20 protein-coding genes and 1 pseudogene are annotated in these 16,635 nt (G+C 74.4%); 6 read left to right on the plus strand and 15 right to left on the minus strand.

The window, feature by feature from the left end:
* The coding region (locus ABD067_RS05555) for a GntP family permease (protein WP_343894191.1) at positions 1-1,265 on the plus strand (1,265 nt) is incomplete at its 5' end.
* Between the two features lie 48 nt (positions 1,266-1,313).
* Here ABD067_RS05555 and ABD067_RS05560 read toward each other — a convergent pair.
* Positions 1,314-1,763, minus strand: a complete 450-nt coding sequence (locus ABD067_RS05560; RefSeq protein ID WP_343894192.1) for a hypothetical protein — start codon at positions 1,761-1,763, stop codon at positions 1,314-1,316.
* A 284-nt stretch (positions 1,764-2,047) separates the two neighbouring features.
* On the opposite strand from ABD067_RS05560, the pseudogene ABD067_RS26355 reads away from it, so the two are divergent.
* Together ABD067_RS26355 and ABD067_RS05570 are read left to right on the plus strand one after the other, a co-directional pair.
* A pseudogene (locus tag ABD067_RS26355) lies at positions 2,048-2,335 on the plus strand (hypothetical protein); the annotation flags it as partial.
* A 55-nt stretch (positions 2,336-2,390) separates the two neighbouring features.
* Entirely contained in the window at positions 2,391-2,660 is a 270-nt protein-coding gene (locus tag ABD067_RS05570) for a hypothetical protein (RefSeq protein WP_343894194.1), read from the plus strand.
* A 151-nt stretch (positions 2,661-2,811) separates the two neighbouring features.
* Here ABD067_RS05570 and ABD067_RS05575 read toward each other — a convergent pair whose 3' ends face one another.
* The 10 genes from ABD067_RS05575 to ABD067_RS05620 all read right to left on the minus strand — a co-directional run bounded on the left by ABD067_RS05575 (position 2,812) and on the right by ABD067_RS05620 (position 10,269).
* The gene (locus ABD067_RS05575; RefSeq protein ID WP_343894195.1) at positions 2,812-3,210 is read right to left on the minus strand and encodes a hypothetical protein; all 399 of its coding nucleotides are present in this window, start codon (positions 3,208-3,210) and stop codon (positions 2,812-2,814) included.
* A gap of 284 nt (positions 3,211-3,494) precedes the next feature.
* Positions 3,495-4,226, minus strand: coding sequence for a DUF1194 domain-containing protein (locus ABD067_RS05580; RefSeq protein ID WP_343894196.1), 732 nt, complete (start codon positions 4,224-4,226; stop codon positions 3,495-3,497).
* A 235-nt stretch (positions 4,227-4,461) separates the two neighbouring features.
* Complete coding sequence (locus tag ABD067_RS05585; RefSeq protein WP_343894197.1) at positions 4,462-5,469, minus strand: replication protein RepA; 1,008 nt, start codon at positions 5,467-5,469, stop codon at positions 4,462-4,464.
* Positions 5,470-6,198: 729 nt separating this feature from the next.
* Entirely contained in the window at positions 6,199-6,540 is a 342-nt protein-coding gene (locus tag ABD067_RS05590) for a hypothetical protein (RefSeq protein ID WP_343894198.1), read from the minus strand.
* 58 nt (positions 6,541-6,598) lie between these two features.
* On the minus strand, positions 6,599-7,273 hold the full coding sequence (locus ABD067_RS05595) for a ParA family protein (RefSeq protein ID WP_343894199.1): 675 nt from the start codon (positions 7,271-7,273) through the stop codon (positions 6,599-6,601).
* A gap of 185 nt (positions 7,274-7,458) precedes the next feature.
* Positions 7,459-8,121, minus strand: a complete 663-nt coding sequence (locus tag ABD067_RS05600; RefSeq protein ID WP_343894200.1) for an ArdC-like ssDNA-binding domain-containing protein — start codon at positions 8,119-8,121, stop codon at positions 7,459-7,461.
* On the minus strand, positions 8,121-8,363 hold the full coding sequence (locus tag ABD067_RS05605) for a hypothetical protein (protein WP_343894201.1): 243 nt from the start codon (positions 8,361-8,363) through the stop codon (positions 8,121-8,123). The genes ABD067_RS05600 and ABD067_RS05605 overlap by 1 nt, the downstream gene beginning before the upstream one ends.
* Entirely contained in the window at positions 8,360-8,647 is a 288-nt protein-coding gene (locus ABD067_RS05610) for a hypothetical protein (RefSeq protein WP_343894202.1), read from the minus strand. Before ABD067_RS05610 ends, ABD067_RS05605 begins: the two co-directional genes overlap by 4 nt.
* Entirely contained in the window at positions 8,647-9,063 is a 417-nt protein-coding gene (locus ABD067_RS05615) for a hypothetical protein (RefSeq protein WP_343894203.1), read from the minus strand. Before ABD067_RS05615 ends, ABD067_RS05610 begins: the two co-directional genes overlap by 1 nt.
* A gap of 792 nt (positions 9,064-9,855) precedes the next feature.
* On the minus strand, positions 9,856-10,269 hold the full coding sequence (locus ABD067_RS05620; protein WP_343894204.1) for a response regulator: 414 nt from the start codon (positions 10,267-10,269) through the stop codon (positions 9,856-9,858).
* 374 nt (positions 10,270-10,643) lie between these two features.
* On the opposite strand from ABD067_RS05620, the gene ABD067_RS05625 reads away from it, so the two are divergent.
* Positions 10,644-11,381, plus strand: a complete 738-nt coding sequence (locus ABD067_RS05625; protein WP_343894205.1) for a Crp/Fnr family transcriptional regulator — start codon at positions 10,644-10,646, stop codon at positions 11,379-11,381.
* A gap of 75 nt (positions 11,382-11,456) precedes the next feature.
* Here the strand turns inward: ABD067_RS05625 and ABD067_RS05630 are convergent, their stop codons facing one another.
* The 3 genes from ABD067_RS05630 to ABD067_RS05640 all read right to left on the minus strand — a co-directional run bounded on the left by ABD067_RS05630 (position 11,457) and on the right by ABD067_RS05640 (position 13,123).
* Positions 11,457-11,765, minus strand: a complete 309-nt coding sequence (locus ABD067_RS05630; protein ID WP_343894206.1) for a hypothetical protein — start codon at positions 11,763-11,765, stop codon at positions 11,457-11,459.
* A gap of 101 nt (positions 11,766-11,866) precedes the next feature.
* Positions 11,867-12,562: an SOS response-associated peptidase gene (locus ABD067_RS05635; protein WP_343894207.1), complete on the minus strand. Its 696-nt coding sequence runs from the start codon at positions 12,560-12,562 to the stop codon at positions 11,867-11,869.
* Between the two features lie 105 nt (positions 12,563-12,667).
* Positions 12,668-13,123, minus strand: coding sequence for an HNH endonuclease (locus tag ABD067_RS05640; RefSeq protein WP_343894208.1), 456 nt, complete (start codon positions 13,121-13,123; stop codon positions 12,668-12,670).
* Between the two features lie 153 nt (positions 13,124-13,276).
* Between ABD067_RS05640 and ABD067_RS05645 the strand changes: the two genes are divergently transcribed.
* Both ABD067_RS05645 and ABD067_RS05650 read left to right on the plus strand, forming a co-directional pair.
* Positions 13,277-14,467 carry an FAD-dependent oxidoreductase gene (locus ABD067_RS05645; RefSeq protein ID WP_343894209.1) on the plus strand — a complete coding sequence of 397 codons (1,191 nt, stop codon included), beginning with the start codon at positions 13,277-13,279 and terminating at the stop codon, positions 14,465-14,467.
* Between the two features lie 24 nt (positions 14,468-14,491).
* Positions 14,492-15,505, plus strand: coding sequence for a Bug family tripartite tricarboxylate transporter substrate binding protein (locus ABD067_RS05650; protein WP_343894210.1), 1,014 nt, complete (start codon positions 14,492-14,494; stop codon positions 15,503-15,505).
* A 54-nt stretch (positions 15,506-15,559) separates the two neighbouring features.
* Here the strand turns inward: ABD067_RS05650 and ABD067_RS05655 are convergent, their stop codons facing one another.
* Positions 15,560-16,531 (minus strand): LysR family transcriptional regulator, encoded by a 972-nt coding sequence (locus ABD067_RS05655; protein ID WP_343894211.1) that lies wholly within the window; start codon positions 16,529-16,531, stop codon positions 15,560-15,562.
* Between the last annotated feature and the right edge of the window lie 104 nt (positions 16,532-16,635).

Raw genomic sequence — 16,635 nt, forward strand, 5'->3', positions numbered from 1 at the left:
AGCTGATGGACGACAGCGGCTCGGTGTTGGCCATCGCACGTTCCATGACCGCTTGGCTGGGCGAGCGCCGCGCCATCCTCGCGGTTGTGCTGGCCGGCGCGTTGGTCACCTATGGCGGCGTCAGCCTGTTCGTGGCCTACTTCGTGCTAGCGCCGATGGCCCACGCCCTGTTCCGGGCGGCGGACATCCCGCGCCGGCTGATGCCGGCCGCCATCGCGCTCGGCGCCTCCACCTTCACCATGTCGGCGCTGCCGGGCACGCCGGCGATCCAGAACGCGATCCCGATGCCCTTTTTCGGCACGACGCCCTGGGCGGCGCCGGGCATCGGCTTGGTGGCCGCCGCGATCATGCTCGCTTTCGGCCTGTGGTGGCTGCGGCTGCGGGAAGCCGGGGCTCGCCGCGCCGGCGAAGGCTACGGGCGGTCGCCGGGCCCGCCGTCCGCGGCCGACACGGACGCGGCCAGCGCGGACGCGGCGGCCGACGACCCACTGGTGCGCGAACGCGCCACCGCGGCGCGCGAGTTCGACCCGGCCGAAGCGCACCGCGGCCGGCACGCCGATGATCCGCTCCCCTTCGCCGTCGCCGCGGCGCCGCTCGCCGTGGTGGTGGCCGTGAATCTCGCCACGACCCTGCTGGTGCTCCCGCGTCTCGACGCGGGGTTCCTGGCGGAGGAGCGCTGGGGCGCGACCACGCTCCACGCCGTCGGCGGGGTGTGGTCGGTGGCGGTGGCGTTGGCCGCCGCGGTCGTTGCACTGGTGCTGCTCAACCGGCGGCGCTTGCCCGACCTGCGCGGCAGCGTGGACGCCGGCGCCAACGCCTCCGTTCTGCCCGTGCTCAGCGTGGCGAGCCTGGTGGGCTTCGGCGCCGTGGTGGCGAGCCTGCCCGCCTTCGCGGCGGTGCGTGACTGGGTGCTCGGCCTCGGCGGCGGGCCGCTCGTCTCGCTCGCCGTGGCCACGAACGCGCTGGCCGCCCTGACCGGCTCGGCCTCGGGCGGGTTGACGATCGCGCTGGAAGCGCTCGGCGGCACCTACCTGCGCTTGGCGGCGGAGCGTGGCATCGACCCGGCGCTGCTGCACCGGATCGCGGTGATCGGCTCCGGCACGCTGGACGGCCTGCCGCACAACGGCGCGGTGGTGACGCTGCTCGCCGTGTGCGGCTGCACGCACCGGGAGAGCTACCTCGACGTCGCCATGGTGGGCATCGTCGGGGCGCTCGTCGCGCTCGTCGTGGTCATCGCCCTGGGCGGGCTGGTCGGGTCCTTCTGAGCGCGCCGGGTGTCGCCCCGCGAACCCGCCCGGCTCCGCGCCCCGGAGTCAGGCGGCGTCCTGCGCCCAAACCTTGTCGGCCCCGCCGGCGCGCAGGATCTCCGTGGCCGTGGCCTCCAACTCCGGGCGCGTCGCCCGCGCGATCAGGATGGCGCGGTCCCCGTTTGCCCCGTCGGGGCCACCCAGGGCATGCACGCCCGCCGCCGAGACGCCACCGGCCAGGGCCGCCGCGCCGAAGGCGATCGCCGCCGCGCCACCGGTCATGACGGTGACGCCGGCGGCCGCCAGCGCGGCGATCGCGCCCGCCAAGCCTGTTTTCAGCGTGCGGAGCTTGCGCACGTCCGACTCGGTGGAAACCTCCTCGCGCGGTCCGGGGTCGGGCACGCCGTCCAGATCCACGTCGTAGGCCAGCGACAGGTTCGCGCGGTTGAAGCCAGCGCTCTGCAGCCGGTACGCCGCCGCCTCCAGCTGCTCGCGGTCGTGGAATAACCCGAGCACTTCGCGATGGCCGCGCCCAGGGGCCACGGGGGATGCTCCGGGGTTCGATGTTCCGCTCGTCATCATGGCTCCTAGCGATTGTGGAACACGACCAGCGGCAACGCCGCCGCGCCGCCGCCAGTTGCTGGTTGAGGTGACCGCCAAAGGACAGAGTGTCAATCGGCGTGGAACTGGGGCTCTGTCGCTGATTGCGTGCTGATCATGCTGGGGCGAGCAGGCGCGCGCGCAGCAGGTCGAGCTTGCCGCGGCCGTACATCTGGCGGCGGATCAGCTTGAGCCTGGTGATGTGCCGCGCCCTCCGCGGCGCGGCCGGCGTGGTCCTCACGCTGGCGCTCGCCAGGGCGGCGCAGAACCTGCTCCCCGCGCGGCCGCGGCCGCGCGTCGCCATGCCCGACTTCCCGTTCCCGCCGCTCGGCCACCTGCACGACCTGGCCGATTGGAGTTCGATGCCGTCCGACACCGCGGCGCTCGCCTTCGCGCTCGTCGCGGTCGCCTGGGCGTCGTCGCGCCGGCTCGGCGCGGCGGCGCTGGTCTGGGCCGTTCTGGTGACCTGCTTGCCGCGCCTGTACATGGGGTACCACCACCTGTCAGATTTGCTCGTAGGCGCGGCGCTCGGCGTGCTGTCGGTTGCGGGCGCCGCTGCCGGCGGGTGCCGCCGCCTCGGCCGGCGCGCGGCTCCGCCGCCTCGACGCGCGCGCGCCCGGCCTGCTGCCGCTCGCCTTCTTCGCGCTCGGCGCCGAGCGCCTCCACGTGTTCGAGTCCACCCGCAAGATGGCGGTGGCGGCGGGCCAAGTGGCCCACGCGGTGACCGCGGAGGAGGAGCCGGCGGGCGAGGACGAGGCCACATGCGGCGGGTCGGTCCCCGAGGCGCCCTGCGCCGCGCTCGCGGCGGATTGAAGAATCGCGGGGCGGCCTCATTCGGCGAGGAGCGGACCGTAGGCCGGGGGCGCCGCGGGCCGGATCCGCCCCGGCGGAGGCGGGCCGGGTCGACGTCGGCTCACGATGGGTGGAGCCGCGCAGCCGCGCCGGAAGGGCGCGGCGTCCCGGCTCACCCCATGTCGTCGCCGGCGAAGCAGGCCCGGAAATGGGCCGAGTTCCGGTCCAAAAAGTCGTCGCGCCTGAACCTGTTCACGCGGACGTCCCGGATGTCGGCCTCCGTGTCGGGGACCCTGGCCACCGTGACCCAGAAATCCCGGAAAGGGCCGAGCGAGCCTTCCTCGTCCCGGGCGGCGAAGGAGCCGCAGACCCACCGCTCGTCGTCGTTCCCGTTGCGGCGGACCTCGACGTCGGCGAACTCCACGTCGTCCTTGTCCGGGGCGCGGTCGAGGATGCGCCGCTGCGCGGCGGCCCTGGCCTCCGCGCCCCAGTCCCTTTCCGGGCCCCGCGGCGCGAGCGAGGCGGCGGCCGCGACGAGGGCGGCTCCCAGGACGGCCAGGGCGCCCGACAAGATCCAGCGCCGACGGACCCGGCCGCCGCTATCCATCACCCGACGGCCCGGTGCCGGATGGCGGTCTGTTGCGATGCACGATGCGATCTCCGGACGGCTGGAATGCGGCTCGGCCGGCCATGGGGTAGCCAGGCACGGCACGGCGCCGACGTAAGTCGATTGTACACCTTCCGGTCAAGTCGTTGCGGCATCATCGGGAGCGCCGGAAGCCGCTTCGAGGCCGCGGTGTGTCCCTCCCGCACCGCGCGGGAGCCGCGGCATGCCGCCGGAGGGCAGCCCCGGAACTACGACGGCCGGGCGGCGCCCGCCGGCGAGCCCGCGATCTCGCGGACCAGCTTGCGCTTCACCGCGAGCCCGAAAGCCTCGAAATCCGCCACCGCGACGACGAAGGCGCCGGGCCCGCCGATCACGTTCTCCTCGTAGTACCGGTCCAGGGGGCCGGATGAGCGGCCGAAGGCCGGGCGGTCGTTCATGATGGCCAGGCCGTTGACCGTGATGCCCTCGGCCACTGCCCGGTCGCGGGCGTCCCCGGCCGGCGGGCCGCTGTTGTTCTCCCCGTCGCCGGAGACGTCGACCACCCGCCGGGTGGCCTCCCACGGGCAGTCGGCCAGCACGCGGCGCGAGAAGTCGATGGCGCCCCAGAGCGAGGTCTGGCCGACCGCGTTGCTCGGCGCCTTCGCGAGCGCCTCCGCCCAGGCATCCGCGTCGGCCTGCGAAGCTATGCGCGCCCAGGGGAGGACCACGCGCTGGTACTCGACGCCGGACCATTCGACGTAGGCGAGCGCGGCGGCGCCGAGCATGCCGCCGCGGATCGCCCGCACGATCTCCGGGTCGGAGACCGCCGAGCGGTAGCCCTCGCGCTGCAGCCGCGCCTCGTCCGGGTCGATGGAGCGGGAGACGTCGGCGGCGAGCACCAGGGCTATGTCGACGGCCCCGGGCGCGGCGCGGGCGGCCCGGGGCGGGCCGAGGCCGGCCAGGGCGACGCAGGCGCAGGCCAGAACGGCACGTCGGCGCATCGGCAAACCCTTCCACCGGCGTCCAGGGAAGCTCCCGCCCCCTTCACGGTTCCCTGCCGAGGCCGGCGGGCGCGGCGTCCGCCGCCTCGCCGCGAATGGGCGCCCGGAGGCGTCCCACGCCATCGGCTCGGATCGGGCCTTTCCTGAACGGCGCCGGGGTCTCCTCCCGGCCGGTTCTGGTTCCGGCTCGGTGACGCCCCGGCCGAACTACAAGCTATGGGCTAGCAGATAGTTGCTACGACAACCTGGATGTCCTATGGCTGGCCAGCCGGCGGCGCTCCGGCACGGGCGCCGGCGAGGGCATCAGCGTGAGCGCGTCGTCCTCCACCCCGACCCGCGCCTCCGGGTAGGCCGCCAGCGCGAGTGCGAGCGCCTCGCGGGCGTGCGCCCGGAACTGCCGCGGCTGCGCGAACCCGGCCCCGAACTGCCGGTACAGGGCCGGCCACGGCACGCGCGTGGGCCGCGCGAGATGGTGCAGGCGGTAGGCCAGCCAGATGTAGAGGTCGATCGCCATGCTGCGCCCCGACAGCGCCCGGATCGCCGACTCGCGCACCGGCAGCGGGTGCCGGATCAGCGACTCGTAGAAGACCTCGTCCAGCACCACCGTTTCGCGCCAGAGCGGGAGCTGCTGGCCGGCGTCGCCTCTCCCCTCCCCTCTCCCCGGCAGGATCGCTTCTCGGACGAAGCCGCCGTTGAGCACGGCTTCGCCCCTCTCGCCGAGTCGGTAAAAGGTCAGCCGGCAGAGGCTCAGGCGCCGGCTCTGCTCGCGCACCGCTTCGTAGCCCTTGCCGCCGCTGTTCAGCCCCATGGCCTTCAGCCAACTGTGCATCGAGCGGCCGAGTTCGACCTCGCGCGAGCGGGTCTTGATCGCCTCCGTCTGGAGGTAGAGCAGGATCAGGCGGGCGACGTAGCCGAACGGGACGCCGGCGGCGGCGCCGTCGCGGGTCTTGCCGCTCTCGATCCGCAGCCTGATGTCGGCGCCGTCACGCACCCATTCGGCCGCTTCGATGCGCTTGTGCGGGAGTGCCGTCATGGCGAAGCCCGCGTGCACGAAGCCCGGAGCCCCCGCCTCGTCGGAAAGCACCAGGTGGGCGGCCTCGACGCAGCGCCGGTCCAGCGGTGTCGCCGTCAGGCTGCGCGCGCGGTCCACGCCGACGGCTTCGAGCCGGCGGCGCAGGCGCCCTCCGAGCGCGTCGTCCGCGCCCAGCACGGGCCAATCGTCGGCGGGAAGCGGCGCCACCATGCCGCCACGGTGCCGCCCGGGGCGCCAGGCGGCAATTCGTACCCTGCCGACGCCCCCCGCGGGCGGCTCTCGTCCACAGCCGGCGATCGTATCGTGGCGCCGTCTACTAGGAAGTTATTAGAGTCTTAATTGGATGCGTCACCAGGGTACGGGGGACGACTCCAGTTCGCGTCGCCAGGGTACGAACCGGCGTCGCCAGGGTACGAAGCGCCTGTGGACAACTGTTGCTCGGTCCCGGCGCCGGGTCGGCGGTCGAGCGTCACCAGGGTACGAAACCGGACCAGGTCCAGGTGAGAAGCCGGATGCAGGACTGCGCGTAGGGGACCGATCGTTTCGCCTCGCCCCGCCGCCGCTCCCGAAAGCCGGGGTCGTACTCTACCGACGGCTGTCTTTGGCGCCTAGCTGCTTATCCGCTAGCAGCTTCCTCTCGGGGCTTCGCTCGCGGCCGGGCTGGAGGGTCGATCAAGCCCGGCCCGCGGCGCTTCATGCCCGCCTCGGCTTCCGCAAGCGCGCGGTGATCTGGATCTTGGTGCCGGTCGGTCCAGCCGTGACCGCCACGCTCTTCCTCGGCGGGCATGTGATGTGGGCCGCCGCCATTGCCTCGCCGCCGACGCGCGCATGAGCGAACGGCGATAGCTACGGGGGCATGGAATCGGCCAGCGCCGGGCTGTGATGCCGGTTCGTACTCTACTGACGCCTTCGCCTCTTTGTCCGTGTAGCTGCTAGCCGCTAGCTGCTTCCCCTTCGACGGGGCGGGGGCGCCGCCCGCAGGTCGTCCGGGTGGACCGCGAAGCCCGCCGCCGCGAGCGCGCGGCAAATCAGCACCTTCTGCGTTGTGCCCTCCGCCTGGGCGCGGTCGGCGAGCTGGTCGCCGAGGCCGCGCCGGACCCGGATGTTGACCTGCACGAGTTCCTCCGCGCCGGAGGAGGAGGTCACGGTGGCGGGACGGGTCGCCGCCGGCGCGAGGGCGGCCGGCGGCAGGCCTGCCTGCTGCGCGACCACGTCCGCGGCCACCAGGGCCTCGCGGGCCGACGGCCGGGCGATGGCGGGTTTAAGACCTTTGGCTGACACCGCTGCGGGCTCTCCAGAACGTAGTGGATTATAGTTGCTATCTAATAGCTGCTTGTAGCTAGCCTCTAGCTATGGTGGCCTTCGCCCGCGCCGCAGCCGGGAGCCAGCCGAGGCCCCGCAGCTCCGCGACTAGGGCGGCGATCTCCTGCCCAGCGTCGCCGGCGGCGGGCACCCGGCCGGAGAAGGTCATCTCCGCGAAGGCCACGCGGTCGCCGATGCCGGCGTCCGTCCGGGGCAGGGCGGCGGCGTCAAGCTCGCCGACCGCGTGCCTGGACACCGCCGTCGCGTGCTTGAGGCGCGAGGGCACGACCCTGGCCGGGATCGCCCGCCGGGCGGCGCGCGCCGTCCCCTCCACGAGCTGGAGCGTCTTGGCCGCCTGCTCGACGTCGGCGCGGCTGGGCGTGCAAGGGATTAGCACGGCGTCGGCCGCCGCCACGGCGAGCAGGGCGGCGCGGTTGCCGAAGCCCGCCGTGTCCACCAGCACCAGGTCGGCCGCCGGTGCGAGTTCGTCGATGGCCTCGGCGAGCCGCGCCTCGTCGGCCTCGGCGCGGACGGCGACCGGCGCGCCCTCGTAGGCGGCCTCCGCCCACGAGGCGTAAGCGCGGTTCGGGTCGGCGTCCACGACCGCGACCCGGAGCCCTTCGGCCGCGAGCGTGCCGGCGAGCGCCATGACGATCGTCGTCTTGCCGGCGCCGCCCTTGGTGGACGCCACGGTCAACACCTTCGCGCTCATGCATCCTCCCAAGCGGCCGAGGCCACCCGGCGCCACGAGCGGCAGCACCGAAGCCACGGTTAAGGCTAGCAGCTACATTCTAGCGCTACAAGCTAGCTGCTTCTTGGCTTGCCTCGTGCGTCGGACGTGGGCAGCGCCCTCCAGCAGGCCCGCGGGTCGGCTTCGCCGGCCCGTCACCGCCAAATTCAAGTTGCGGCTTCAGAACAGAAAGGGCGGCGGAAGTCGGCGAAGGCGGGGAGTTGCACGTGGTCGGTCGCCGGCGCGTAGAAGGCCGCCGCGCCGCCGTGCCGGAGGTCGAGGCCGGGCAGGGCGGCGAAGAACCGCTCCGCCGCCGCGATCCGCGCCGCCTCCGGCAGCCTCGGCGCCCGGTCGGCGGGCAGCGTCGCCCCGTCCACTTGGGCGGCGTTGAACACGGCGTAGGCGCGCGCCCACTGGCCGCGGCGGGTGCCGTCCTCGCCTTCTTCCCCGTCCTCGGCGGGCGGGGCGCCGCCGCCCCGGGCCGCCGCGTCCGGGAAGCGCCAGAACACCACCGTCGCCGCCCGCTCGCCGCGGCGCACCCGGCCGCCAAGGTCGGCCCACTGCCGGAAGGTGCCCCACAGCCCGGCCTGATAGCCGCGCGCCTCGGCCGCCGCCCACAGCGCGACGGTGTTGACGCCGCGGTAGGCGGCGCGGCTCGCCACGTTGACGGGCAGCGCCGGGGAGGCGCCGGCGTCGCGGCGGCGGTGCCACGGCATCCGCCAGTCCTTGCCCTTCGCCGCGCCCGCCTCGATCGCGGCGGCGATGGCGTCCGTCACGCGCGCGTACACGTCCGCGCGCTCCTCGGCGGCGGGGGAGGGGAGGGCGCCCATCAGCCGACCCACCGGCCGGCGCGGGCGCAGGCGCCGCCCTCCCAGACCGCGCACTGCTTCACCCCCACCACGCGCGGCTCCGGCGCCCCGCGGCGAGGCCGGAACAGCGCCCGCGCTTCCCGCGCCGTCCGGGCGGCCACCCTCGCGCGGAAGGAGAAGAACTGCCGCCGCTGCGAGCGCCAGTACACGAAGAACAGCCGCGGCCCCGACGACTCCGCAGCGGGCATCTGCCGGTCGTTCATCGGCCGCCCTCCCCGTCCGCGTCCTCATCCGCCGGGTCGCCGCGGCCGGCGGCGAGGAACAGGTCGTAGCCGTGCGCCTCCACCGCGCCGGCGGCCTCGGCGGCGCAGTCGCGGACGCGGGCGGCGAGGACGCCCGGCACGCCGCAGGCGTGGTCCTCCAGCGCGCGCAAGGCCCGCTGCGCTGTGTCCAGGGTGCGGGCGAGGTCGGCCAGGCTCCGCGCGGGCGCGGAGGCGAGCGGGGACGCGACCAGGATGGCCGGCGGTGGGAAGGGCAGGGGCGCCATCACGCGCGCCCTCCCGCTTCGCCGTTGCTGAATGCTCGGTCTTCAGCGGCGAGGTCGTGCAAGTGGTCGGCGCGGTCGCCGGCGGGGTCTGGCAGGGGCGCGCGGAGCGCGGGCGCGTCCTCCAGAGCCGCCACCCGCTGCCAAAGGCTCTCGGCCAGGTGGTCGCACGCGGCTTGCCGGGCGAGGCAGGCCAGCGCGTCGGCGGCGAGGCCGGTGACGCCGGCGGCGAGCACGGCCAAGCGCTCCTCGGGGTGGCCCGCCTCGACGCCGGGCAGGGCGAACGGGGGCAGGGGCGGCTGCCCGGCCGCGAGGCCGAGCAGGGCCGCGACATCGGGCTTGTCGAGCGGGAAGGCGGGGCGGGGCGCGCGGTTGCCCGCGCGGCCTCCGTGCCCCATCACGGGGTCGGCCTGGGTCATGGGTGCAATCCATGCTCTGGGTCAGGCCGGGGAAGCGGGGTGCCAGCCCCGCTCCTCGGCCACCGGCCTTCTGGTCGGCAAGGAAAATACTACCTTGTAAGCCGTTAACAATCAAGTAAAAACAGCATCTTAGGGCTTATTTACTTCGAAGAATTGGGCGCAACAGCGCTAGACAGGCCGTTTTATTAGTATCGATAAATTCATTCTTGAGGTCTTGATCGGTCCTTTATTTCCGCTCCGCCCGCTTCATCCTGTTCCCTGTTCGACCCGCGCCGGAGGCGGGGGTTGGACTACTTGCAGACGTTCCCCGTCCCGACGGGTTCGCCCAGGCCGGCGCGCGCAGCGGGGGTCAACGGGGCGCGCGCGAAACCTCGGCCGGGATCACGTGTGCGCGGCCTCTGGCCGCGCAGCCGCAGGCCGGCGCGCAGCGGCGCACGTGATCGCAGCGCCGCCCACCGCCGGCCCCGTTGACCCCCGCGAGCACGCTGGCAGCCTCGCTCGCCCGGGACATCGCACGGGACCTCGGCCGCCACCGTCCCGCGTCAGGGACAGAAGCCCGGAGGGCCGAGACCCGGAGGGGCTCGGGGCGCGGCCCGATGGCCCGGCCCCGCACCGCGGGTGAGACGCCCGAATCCTCCTTCGGCATCGCGGCGACCGAAGCGGACCAGGGGGTTGGGCAGGAGCCGAACCGGATGTTCGTTTCAGCGCGCCCGAGCGGTTTGCTGGGATTTCGGAGGGGCCGCACCCGACCCTACGCGAAGGTCCCAGCGACGCACGCGCCGGGGCCTCGCGCTACCCGGCCGCGCGGAACAGCTCGAAGCCCGCGGGCACCGCCCCGGGCCGGCCGCCGCCCATCACCTCGCGCGCCACCTCGACGCTCCGCTGCACCGTCTGGGCCGCGTAGGGCTTGCGGATGCAGCCGAGCGCGACGCCCTCCGCCCGGCGCGCGTCCATGGCCTGCGCGCTGGCGAAGATCGACGGCACGCCCCACCGCTCCAGGAGCGCGCGTGCCACGTCCACGCCGCTGCCGCCGTCCGCCAGGTTGACGTCGAGCACCGCCAGCTCCGGCGGCGGCGCCCCTTCGCAGAGGGCCAGCGCCTCGGCCATGGTCGCGGCGGGCCCCACCACCTCGTGCCCGGCGCCCTCCAGGCTGTCGGCCAGCATCCAGGCGATCAGCGCCTCGTCCTCGACGATCAGGACGCGCATGCCGCGTGCTCCGGCCGCCCGGCGGGGCGGCGGCCGGAGGGGGCGGGGCACGCGCCTCCGCCTCGGCGGGCCGCGCCCGCCCGTCCGGTTCGTCTGGTCTGCATGGGGGGCGCTTCCGTGTCGTTCGCGTGGACAACGTGCGAGACCGGAGGCGGTGCGTTCGAAATCGAACGCGAAGGCTCCGGGGCCGCGGTGCGGCCCGTTCCGGCGGCCGAGGCCCGCCGCCGCGAGCGCCGCGGGGACGAGCGCTCCGGCCCGCCCCGGTTGAGAACGGCCCGGCCCAGGCCCATGTGCAGGATATCGCCCGCACGGACCCCGGCCGCGGGCGGCTGAGAGTTGCCAGCGCTCCCGCCTCGCCACGTGCAGGGAGCCCCATGGCCCACTCCGACCACAACCCGTCCGCCGTCCGCAACGGCCTCCTCGCGGCCTTGCCGCCCGAGGACTTGGCCCGGCTGCGGCCCAGGTTGCAGCCCGTCGAACTCCCCTTCGACAAGACCCTCTTCCCGGCGGACGGCGCGGTGGAAGCCGTGCTCTTCCCGGAGAGCGGCATGGTGTCCCTGCTCGCCACGCTCGACGACGGCGAGCAGGTGGAGGTCGGTGTGGTCGGCCGGGAAGGGCTGGTCGGCCTCCCCCTCGTGCTCGGCGACGACCGCTCGCTGGTGGAGGCCAAGGTGCAGCAGGAGGGCACGGCGCTGCGGATCGGCGCGGCGGCGTTCCGCGACGAGATGGAGGCGAGCGCCGCGTTGCGGGGGCTGCTGAAGCGCTACGCCCTGGCCTTCCACGCCCAGGTCACGCTGACCGCGGCGTGCAACACGCGCCACCCCATCGAGCAGCGCCTCGCCCGCTGGCTGCTGATCGCGCACGACCGCGCCGGGGCGGACGAGTTCCCCATGACGCACGAGTTCCTGTCCGTGATGCTCGGGGTGCGCCGCCCCGGGGTGTCGCTGGCCGCGGGCGTCCTGCAAAAGGCCGGGCTGGTCCGCTACGCCCGGGGCCGGATGGAGGTCACCGACAGGCCCGGCCTCGAAGCCTCCAGCTGCGAGTGCTACCACGTCGCCCGGCGCGAGTTCGCGCGGCTGCTCGGGGCCGGCGCCGCGCAGAAGCCCGGCTAGGGCCCGGCCCCGCACCGTGGGGGGGAGACGCCTAGATCCTCGTCCGGCGTCGCGGCGGCCGAAGCGGACCGCCGCCTAGTGCGGCGGCGCCGACGGCGGCAGGCGCAGCGGCACGCGCCTCTTCGGCGGGTAGCCGGAGCCGGGCGCCCCGCCCGCCGGGTTGTCTATCCACTCGGCCGAGACCGGCGGCCCGCCGCACGTCCGGCAGCGGAAGCGGGCCAGCAGCCCCGGCACCCGCGCGCGCGGCCCGTGCGCCCTCGCCAGCAGCCTGTGCGGCACCTGCGTCATGCGCCCGCAGGCGCAGCGCAGCTCCAGCCACCAGCCGGCGTCCACCAGGTCCAAGGTCACGTCCGGCACGAACGGCGGCGGGTCGGCATCCGGCACGGCTTGCTCCCTCGGTCGGGGGAGGCGAGCCTGCACGAGAACAAACGCGGAACTCAAACCAATCATTGGGTCCGCAGTGCGCCTGGACGCCTAGGCTGCGCTCACGCCGGGTTCGGCCCGCCGCCGCCGTCCGGTGCCGGTGCGTGTTCGGCCAGCAGCTCCGGGCCGTTGTTGCGCGGCGAGTTCACCGCCTTGGACACCGGCCAGAACCGCAAGAGGTCGTCCGGCGCCGGCCGCATGAGCGCGGCGGGATCGTCGCCCTCCAGCCATTCCGTCCAATCGCCCGGCGCCAGGATCACCGGCATCCGGTCATGCACGGCCCGCATCGGACCGTTGGCCTCCGCGGTGACGACGGCGAAGGTGCGGACCACCTCGTCGCCCTCGCCGCGCCAGTTCTCCCAGATGCCCGCGAAGGCCATGGCCTCGCCCGACGCCGGCGCGATCGCCATCGGATGCTTGCCGCCGTCCAGAACCTTCCATTCGTAGAAAGCCACCGCAGGCACGATGCAGCGGCGCTTGGCGTAGGCCTGGCGGAACATGCCGTTGCTGGCCACCGTCTCGGCGCGGGCGTTGATCGGCTCGCGCGCGCCCTTCTCCACCTTGGCCCAGCGAGGCCGCAGCCCCCAGCGCAGCGGGTCCAGGTGGCGCTCCCCGGTCTCCGGGTGCCGCCGGACCACGGGCGCCGACTGCGTCGGGGCGACGTTCCACGACGGCGCCAGGTTGGGCGGGGCGCCGGCCGTGCGGAACAGCTCCCGCATGGCGTCGGCGGGCATGGTCTGGACGTAGCGGCCGCACATGCGGGGAGGATACCGCGGCGCCCGCGGCGCGGTCATCACCGCGCGCGGCAGGGCGAGGCGGCGCGGAGGCGCGCGGACGCTCGCCGCGCCACGATCGCCGGGAAGCTACCACCACCGCGCCAGCGCGGCGCGCCACCGCGCGAGGCGGCCGCGCCAGCTCGGCCGGTGCGGGTGGCCGGGGCGGCGCCAGTCGTCGCTGCGCCAGCCGCCCTTGCCGCTGTTGCAGCTGTTCGGGCCGCACAGGACCTGGAGGTTGCGGACGGCGAGGGCGAGGTCGGGGCGCTTGTGGCGCGGTTCGATGTGGTCCACCTCGAGGCGGACCCCGTCGTGCTTGCCGCGCCCGCACAGCTCGCAGCGCCCGTCGTTGGCGCGGAGCGCCTCGTAGCGCGCCCGGGCCCACTCGCGGGTGTCCAGGAAGGCGTCGGAGGCGATGAAGCCGGTGGACCAGCCGCGCGGGTTGGGGCGGAACGCGCGGCGCCACACCTCGGCCAGGACGCCGGCGATCGCGGCGGGGAGGGCAGGGGGCCTCGCGCGGCGCCGGGGCGGGTGGAGGTCGCGCATCGGCCGCCACCGTAGCTCAGAATCGTTACAAAAACGATCAGGAACGCAGCCGTGCCGGCCCGCACCCTGCGGAGGGCGAGAGGAGGGCGTGGCCCCGAGTTCCATTGGCAGCGCCTACGGCGCTACACTCGAACAGCCAGGAGACCCGGCGCGATGGCGGACAGGAATCCCGTACTCGTCGTGGGCGCCGGCCCCGTGGGAATGGTGGCCGCGGCGGCCCTGCTGCGCCGCGGCGTCCCCGTCACGGTGCTGGAGGCCGGGCCGGCGCTTCCCGACGAGATGCGCGGCTCCACCTTCCACGCGCCCACGCTCGACATGCTGCACGACCTCGGCGCCGCGTCCGCCATGGTGGAGCAAGGGATTGTCGCGCCGCGGATGCAGTACCGCGGCCGGGACCAAGGCGTCATCGCCGAGTTCGACTTCAGTGTGCTGGCCGGCGAGACGCGCCACCCCTGCCGGTTGCAGTGCGAGCAGTTCAAGCTGACCCGCATCCTCCACGGCCTTCTGCGCGACCGACCCGGCTTCGCGTTGCGCTTCGGCGCGCGCGTCGAGGCCTGCGCCGACGAGGGCGATCGCGTCTCGGTCGGGCTGGCCGACGGCTCGCGGGTGGAGGGGGCATACGTGGTGGGGTGCGACGGGGCGCGCAGCGCGATCCGCAAAGCCGCCGGGATCGCCTTCGAGGGCTTCACCTGGCCCGAGCGCTTCCTGGTGCTGTCCACGCCCTTCGACTTCGCGGAGATCATCCCCGGCCTCGCCGACGTCGCCTACTACGCCGACCCGGAGGAGTGGTTCTTCCTGTTGCGCGTGCCCGGGCTGTGGCGCGCCATGTTCCCGGTGCCGGCCGAGGTGCCGGACGAGGCGGTGATGACCGACGGCTACGCGCGCGAACGCTTCGGCCGTGTGGTCCCGGGCCGCGCGGACTACCCGACCCGCCACCGGACGCTCTACCGCGTTCACCAGCGCGTGGCGGCCACCTACCGCCGGGGCCGCGTCCTGCTGGCCGGCGACGCCGCCCACATCAACAACCCGCTGGGCGGAATGGGCCTGAACGGCGGACTGCACGACGCGATCAACCTCGCCGAGAAGCTCGCCGCCGTGTGGCACGGGGAAGCGCCGGAGGATCTGCTGGACCGCTACGACCGGCAGCGCCGGGGCGTGACGGTGGAGCACGTGCAACGCCAGACCATCGCCAACAAGCAGAACCTGGAGGCGCGCGACCCGGAAGCCCAGCGCGCCTTCCGGGAGCGGATGGCGGAAACAGCGGCCGACCCGGCGAAGGCGCACGCCTTCCTGCTCGGCGTGTCCATGATCGGCAGCCTGCGCCGCGCGGCCGAGATCGCCTGAAATCCCGGACGGTGGAGGACACCGATGGCAAGACGCGCAGCCGCGAACGTCCGCTTTCCTCGAAGCACCCGGCGCGCTTCGGCGAGCCTGCTCGCGCTCGCTGCGGCCGTGGCGGCAGCCGCGCCGAAGGGTGCCCGGGCCGAGTGGCCCGAGCGGCCGATCCGGCTGCTGGTGCCATTCGCGCCGGGCGGGATCACCGACAGCATCGCCCGCCTCAGCGCCGAGTGGCTGTCGCCGCGCCTCGGCCAGCCGGTCGCGGTGGAGAACCGCAGCGGCGCCAACGGCGCCATCGCGGCCGAGGCCGTCGCCCGCGCCGCGCCGGACGGCCACACGCTGCTCACCGCCAGCGCCTCGCAGATGGTCATGCTCCCCGCGCTCACGCGCTTGCCCTTCGACCCGGCCGCGGACCTCGCGCCGGTGGCGATCGTGGCCAGCAACCCGATGGTGCTGGGCGCGGGCGCCGGGCTCGGCACCGCCTCGCTCGCGGAGTTCGTGGCGCTCGCGCGGCGGCGGCCCGACCAGTTCAGCTACTCCAGCGGCGGCAGCGGCTCCTCCAACCACCTTGCGATGGCGCTGCTGCTGCAACAGGCCGGCGCCCGCATGCAGCACGTGCCCTACCGCGGCGGCGCTCCCGCCATGCAGGCGCTCCTGGCCGGCCAGGTCGCCGCTTATTTCGGCAACCCATCCGACATGATCCCGCACGCGGACGGCGGCCGGGTGCGCGTCCTGGCCGTGGCCGGCCCCGAGCGGCTGGCGGCGCTGCCCGGCGTGCCGACGGTGGCCGAGAGCGGCTACCCTGGTTTCCGGGCGGAGACCTGGAACGGCGTCGCCGCCCCGGCGGGCACGCCGCCCGCGGTCGTGGCCCGCCTCGCGCGGGAGCTGCGGCCCGCCTGCGCCGATCCCGCCTTCCGCGCCGCGGTCGAGCGTCTCGGCAGCACCCCCGTTTGCAACACACCCGACGAATTCAGGACGGTGATGCGGACCGACGCGCCGCTGTGGCGCGAAGCGGTCCGTGTCTCGGGCGCGACGCTCGAATAGGGGGGAGCACCCCAGGAAGATGCCGTCATCCGGCTGGGTTCGGTCGCTGGGCCTTCAGGTCCGGTGGCCGCCCCCGGAGGCGTTCAGCTCGGCGGTCGCCGTCCGCAAGTGGTCGAGGAAGAGGCGCACCGCCGGGCTGAGACCCCGGCGGCGCAGCGTGGCCGCCACCACCGGGACCGGGCGCCCGAGCGCCATCGGCAGCGCCCGGAGGTCCCAACGGCGGCCGTTCACCCGCAGCAGCGAAGCGGGCAGCGAGGAGACGTAGTCGTCCTCGGACAGGAGCTGCATCCGCAGTTGCATCGAGTGGGTGCTCACGGCCGCCGCGGGCGGCTCCAGCCCCTCGGCCCGGAACGCGTCGGCCACCAGCCGGCGGACGGCCGTGCCGGGCGGCCCCAGTATCCAGGGCGCCGCCGCCAAATCGCGCAGGGCCGTGGCGCGCGCGCGCGCCCAGGCGCTCCGCGCGCCCGCCACGACCAGGATCGGTTCCTCGAACAGCACCTCCGCCTCGATGTCCTCGCAGGCGTCCACCGCCGGCATCCGCCCGAGCACGACGTCGAGGCTGCGGTCGCGCAGGCCGCCGAAGTCGAGCGCCCCGGTGTCCACGTCCGCGACGCGGACCGCCAGCCGCGGGTGGTGCCGCCGGACCTGGGCGATGGCGGCCGCCAGGAAGCCGCCGGCGATGTATGGCTCCGAGGCGCCGACCCGCACCTCGCCCGCGCCCGGGTCGGCGAGGAAATCCACCTCGCGCAGGCCCTGGTCCAGCGCGTCGAGCGCCTCCGCGGCGCGGCGCAGCAGCGCATCGCCGAAGGGCGTCGGCGCGACGCCGCCTTGGCCGCGCTCCAGCAGCGGCTGGCCGACCGCCTTCTCAAGGTCGGCGACGTGCTGCGAAACGGCCGGCTGGGTCATGCCGAGTTCGGTCGCCGCGCGGGTCATGCCGCCGGCCTGCGCGGCCGCGACGAAGACGTGCAGGTCGCGGAGCCGGACGGAGCGGCTGACGCGGCCGTCACGGTCGAGGATCGACGGCATGGATGTGCCCTCCGGTTGCGCCTTTACTATTCCTGCGCTTGTATTCCACTTTGCTACTTATACGGGTATAAGTAGATTTAGAAGTATTCAAAATGGGGAAAGCA

The organism is Craurococcus roseus, assembly GCF_039523795.1.
Lineage (GTDB): Bacteria > Pseudomonadota > Alphaproteobacteria > Acetobacterales > Acetobacteraceae > Craurococcus > Craurococcus roseus.

Bases quoted from the DNA above. Each gene is read 5' to 3' on its own strand.
- ABD067_RS05580 (WP_343894196.1), bottom strand. From the start codon at position 4,226: ATGCGCCGACGTGCCGTTCTGGCCTGCGCCTGCGTCGCCCTGGCCGGC.
- ABD067_RS05585 (WP_343894197.1), bottom strand. From the start codon at position 5,469: ATGGTGGCGCCGCTTCCCGCCGACGATTGGCCCGTGCTGGGCGCGGAC.
- ABD067_RS05595 (WP_343894199.1), bottom strand. From the start codon at position 7,273: ATGAGCGCGAAGGTGTTGACCGTGGCGTCCACCAAGGGCGGCGCCGGC.
- ABD067_RS05600 (WP_343894200.1), bottom strand. From the start codon at position 8,121: ATGGGCGCCCTCCCCTCCCCCGCCGCCGAGGAGCGCGCGGACGTGTAC.
- ABD067_RS05605 (WP_343894201.1), bottom strand. From the start codon at position 8,363: ATGAACGACCGGCAGATGCCCGCTGCGGAGTCGTCGGGGCCGCGGCTG.
- ABD067_RS05610 (WP_343894202.1), bottom strand. From the start codon at position 8,647: ATGGCGCCCCTGCCCTTCCCACCGCCGGCCATCCTGGTCGCGTCCCCG.
- ABD067_RS05615 (WP_343894203.1), bottom strand. From the start codon at position 9,063: ATGACCCAGGCCGACCCCGTGATGGGGCACGGAGGCCGCGCGGGCAAC.
- ABD067_RS05620 (WP_343894204.1), bottom strand. From the start codon at position 10,269: ATGCGCGTCCTGATCGTCGAGGACGAGGCGCTGATCGCCTGGATGCTG.
- ABD067_RS05625 (WP_343894205.1), top strand. From the start codon at position 10,644: ATGGCCCACTCCGACCACAACCCGTCCGCCGTCCGCAACGGCCTCCTC.
- ABD067_RS05635 (WP_343894207.1), bottom strand. From the start codon at position 12,562: ATGTGCGGCCGCTACGTCCAGACCATGCCCGCCGACGCCATGCGGGAG.
- ABD067_RS05640 (WP_343894208.1), bottom strand. From the start codon at position 13,123: ATGCGCGACCTCCACCCGCCCCGGCGCCGCGCGAGGCCCCCTGCCCTC.
- ABD067_RS05645 (WP_343894209.1), top strand. From the start codon at position 13,277: ATGGCGGACAGGAATCCCGTACTCGTCGTGGGCGCCGGCCCCGTGGGA.
- ABD067_RS05650 (WP_343894210.1), top strand. From the start codon at position 14,492: ATGGCAAGACGCGCAGCCGCGAACGTCCGCTTTCCTCGAAGCACCCGG.
- ABD067_RS05655 (WP_343894211.1), bottom strand. From the start codon at position 16,531: ATGCCGTCGATCCTCGACCGTGACGGCCGCGTCAGCCGCTCCGTCCGG.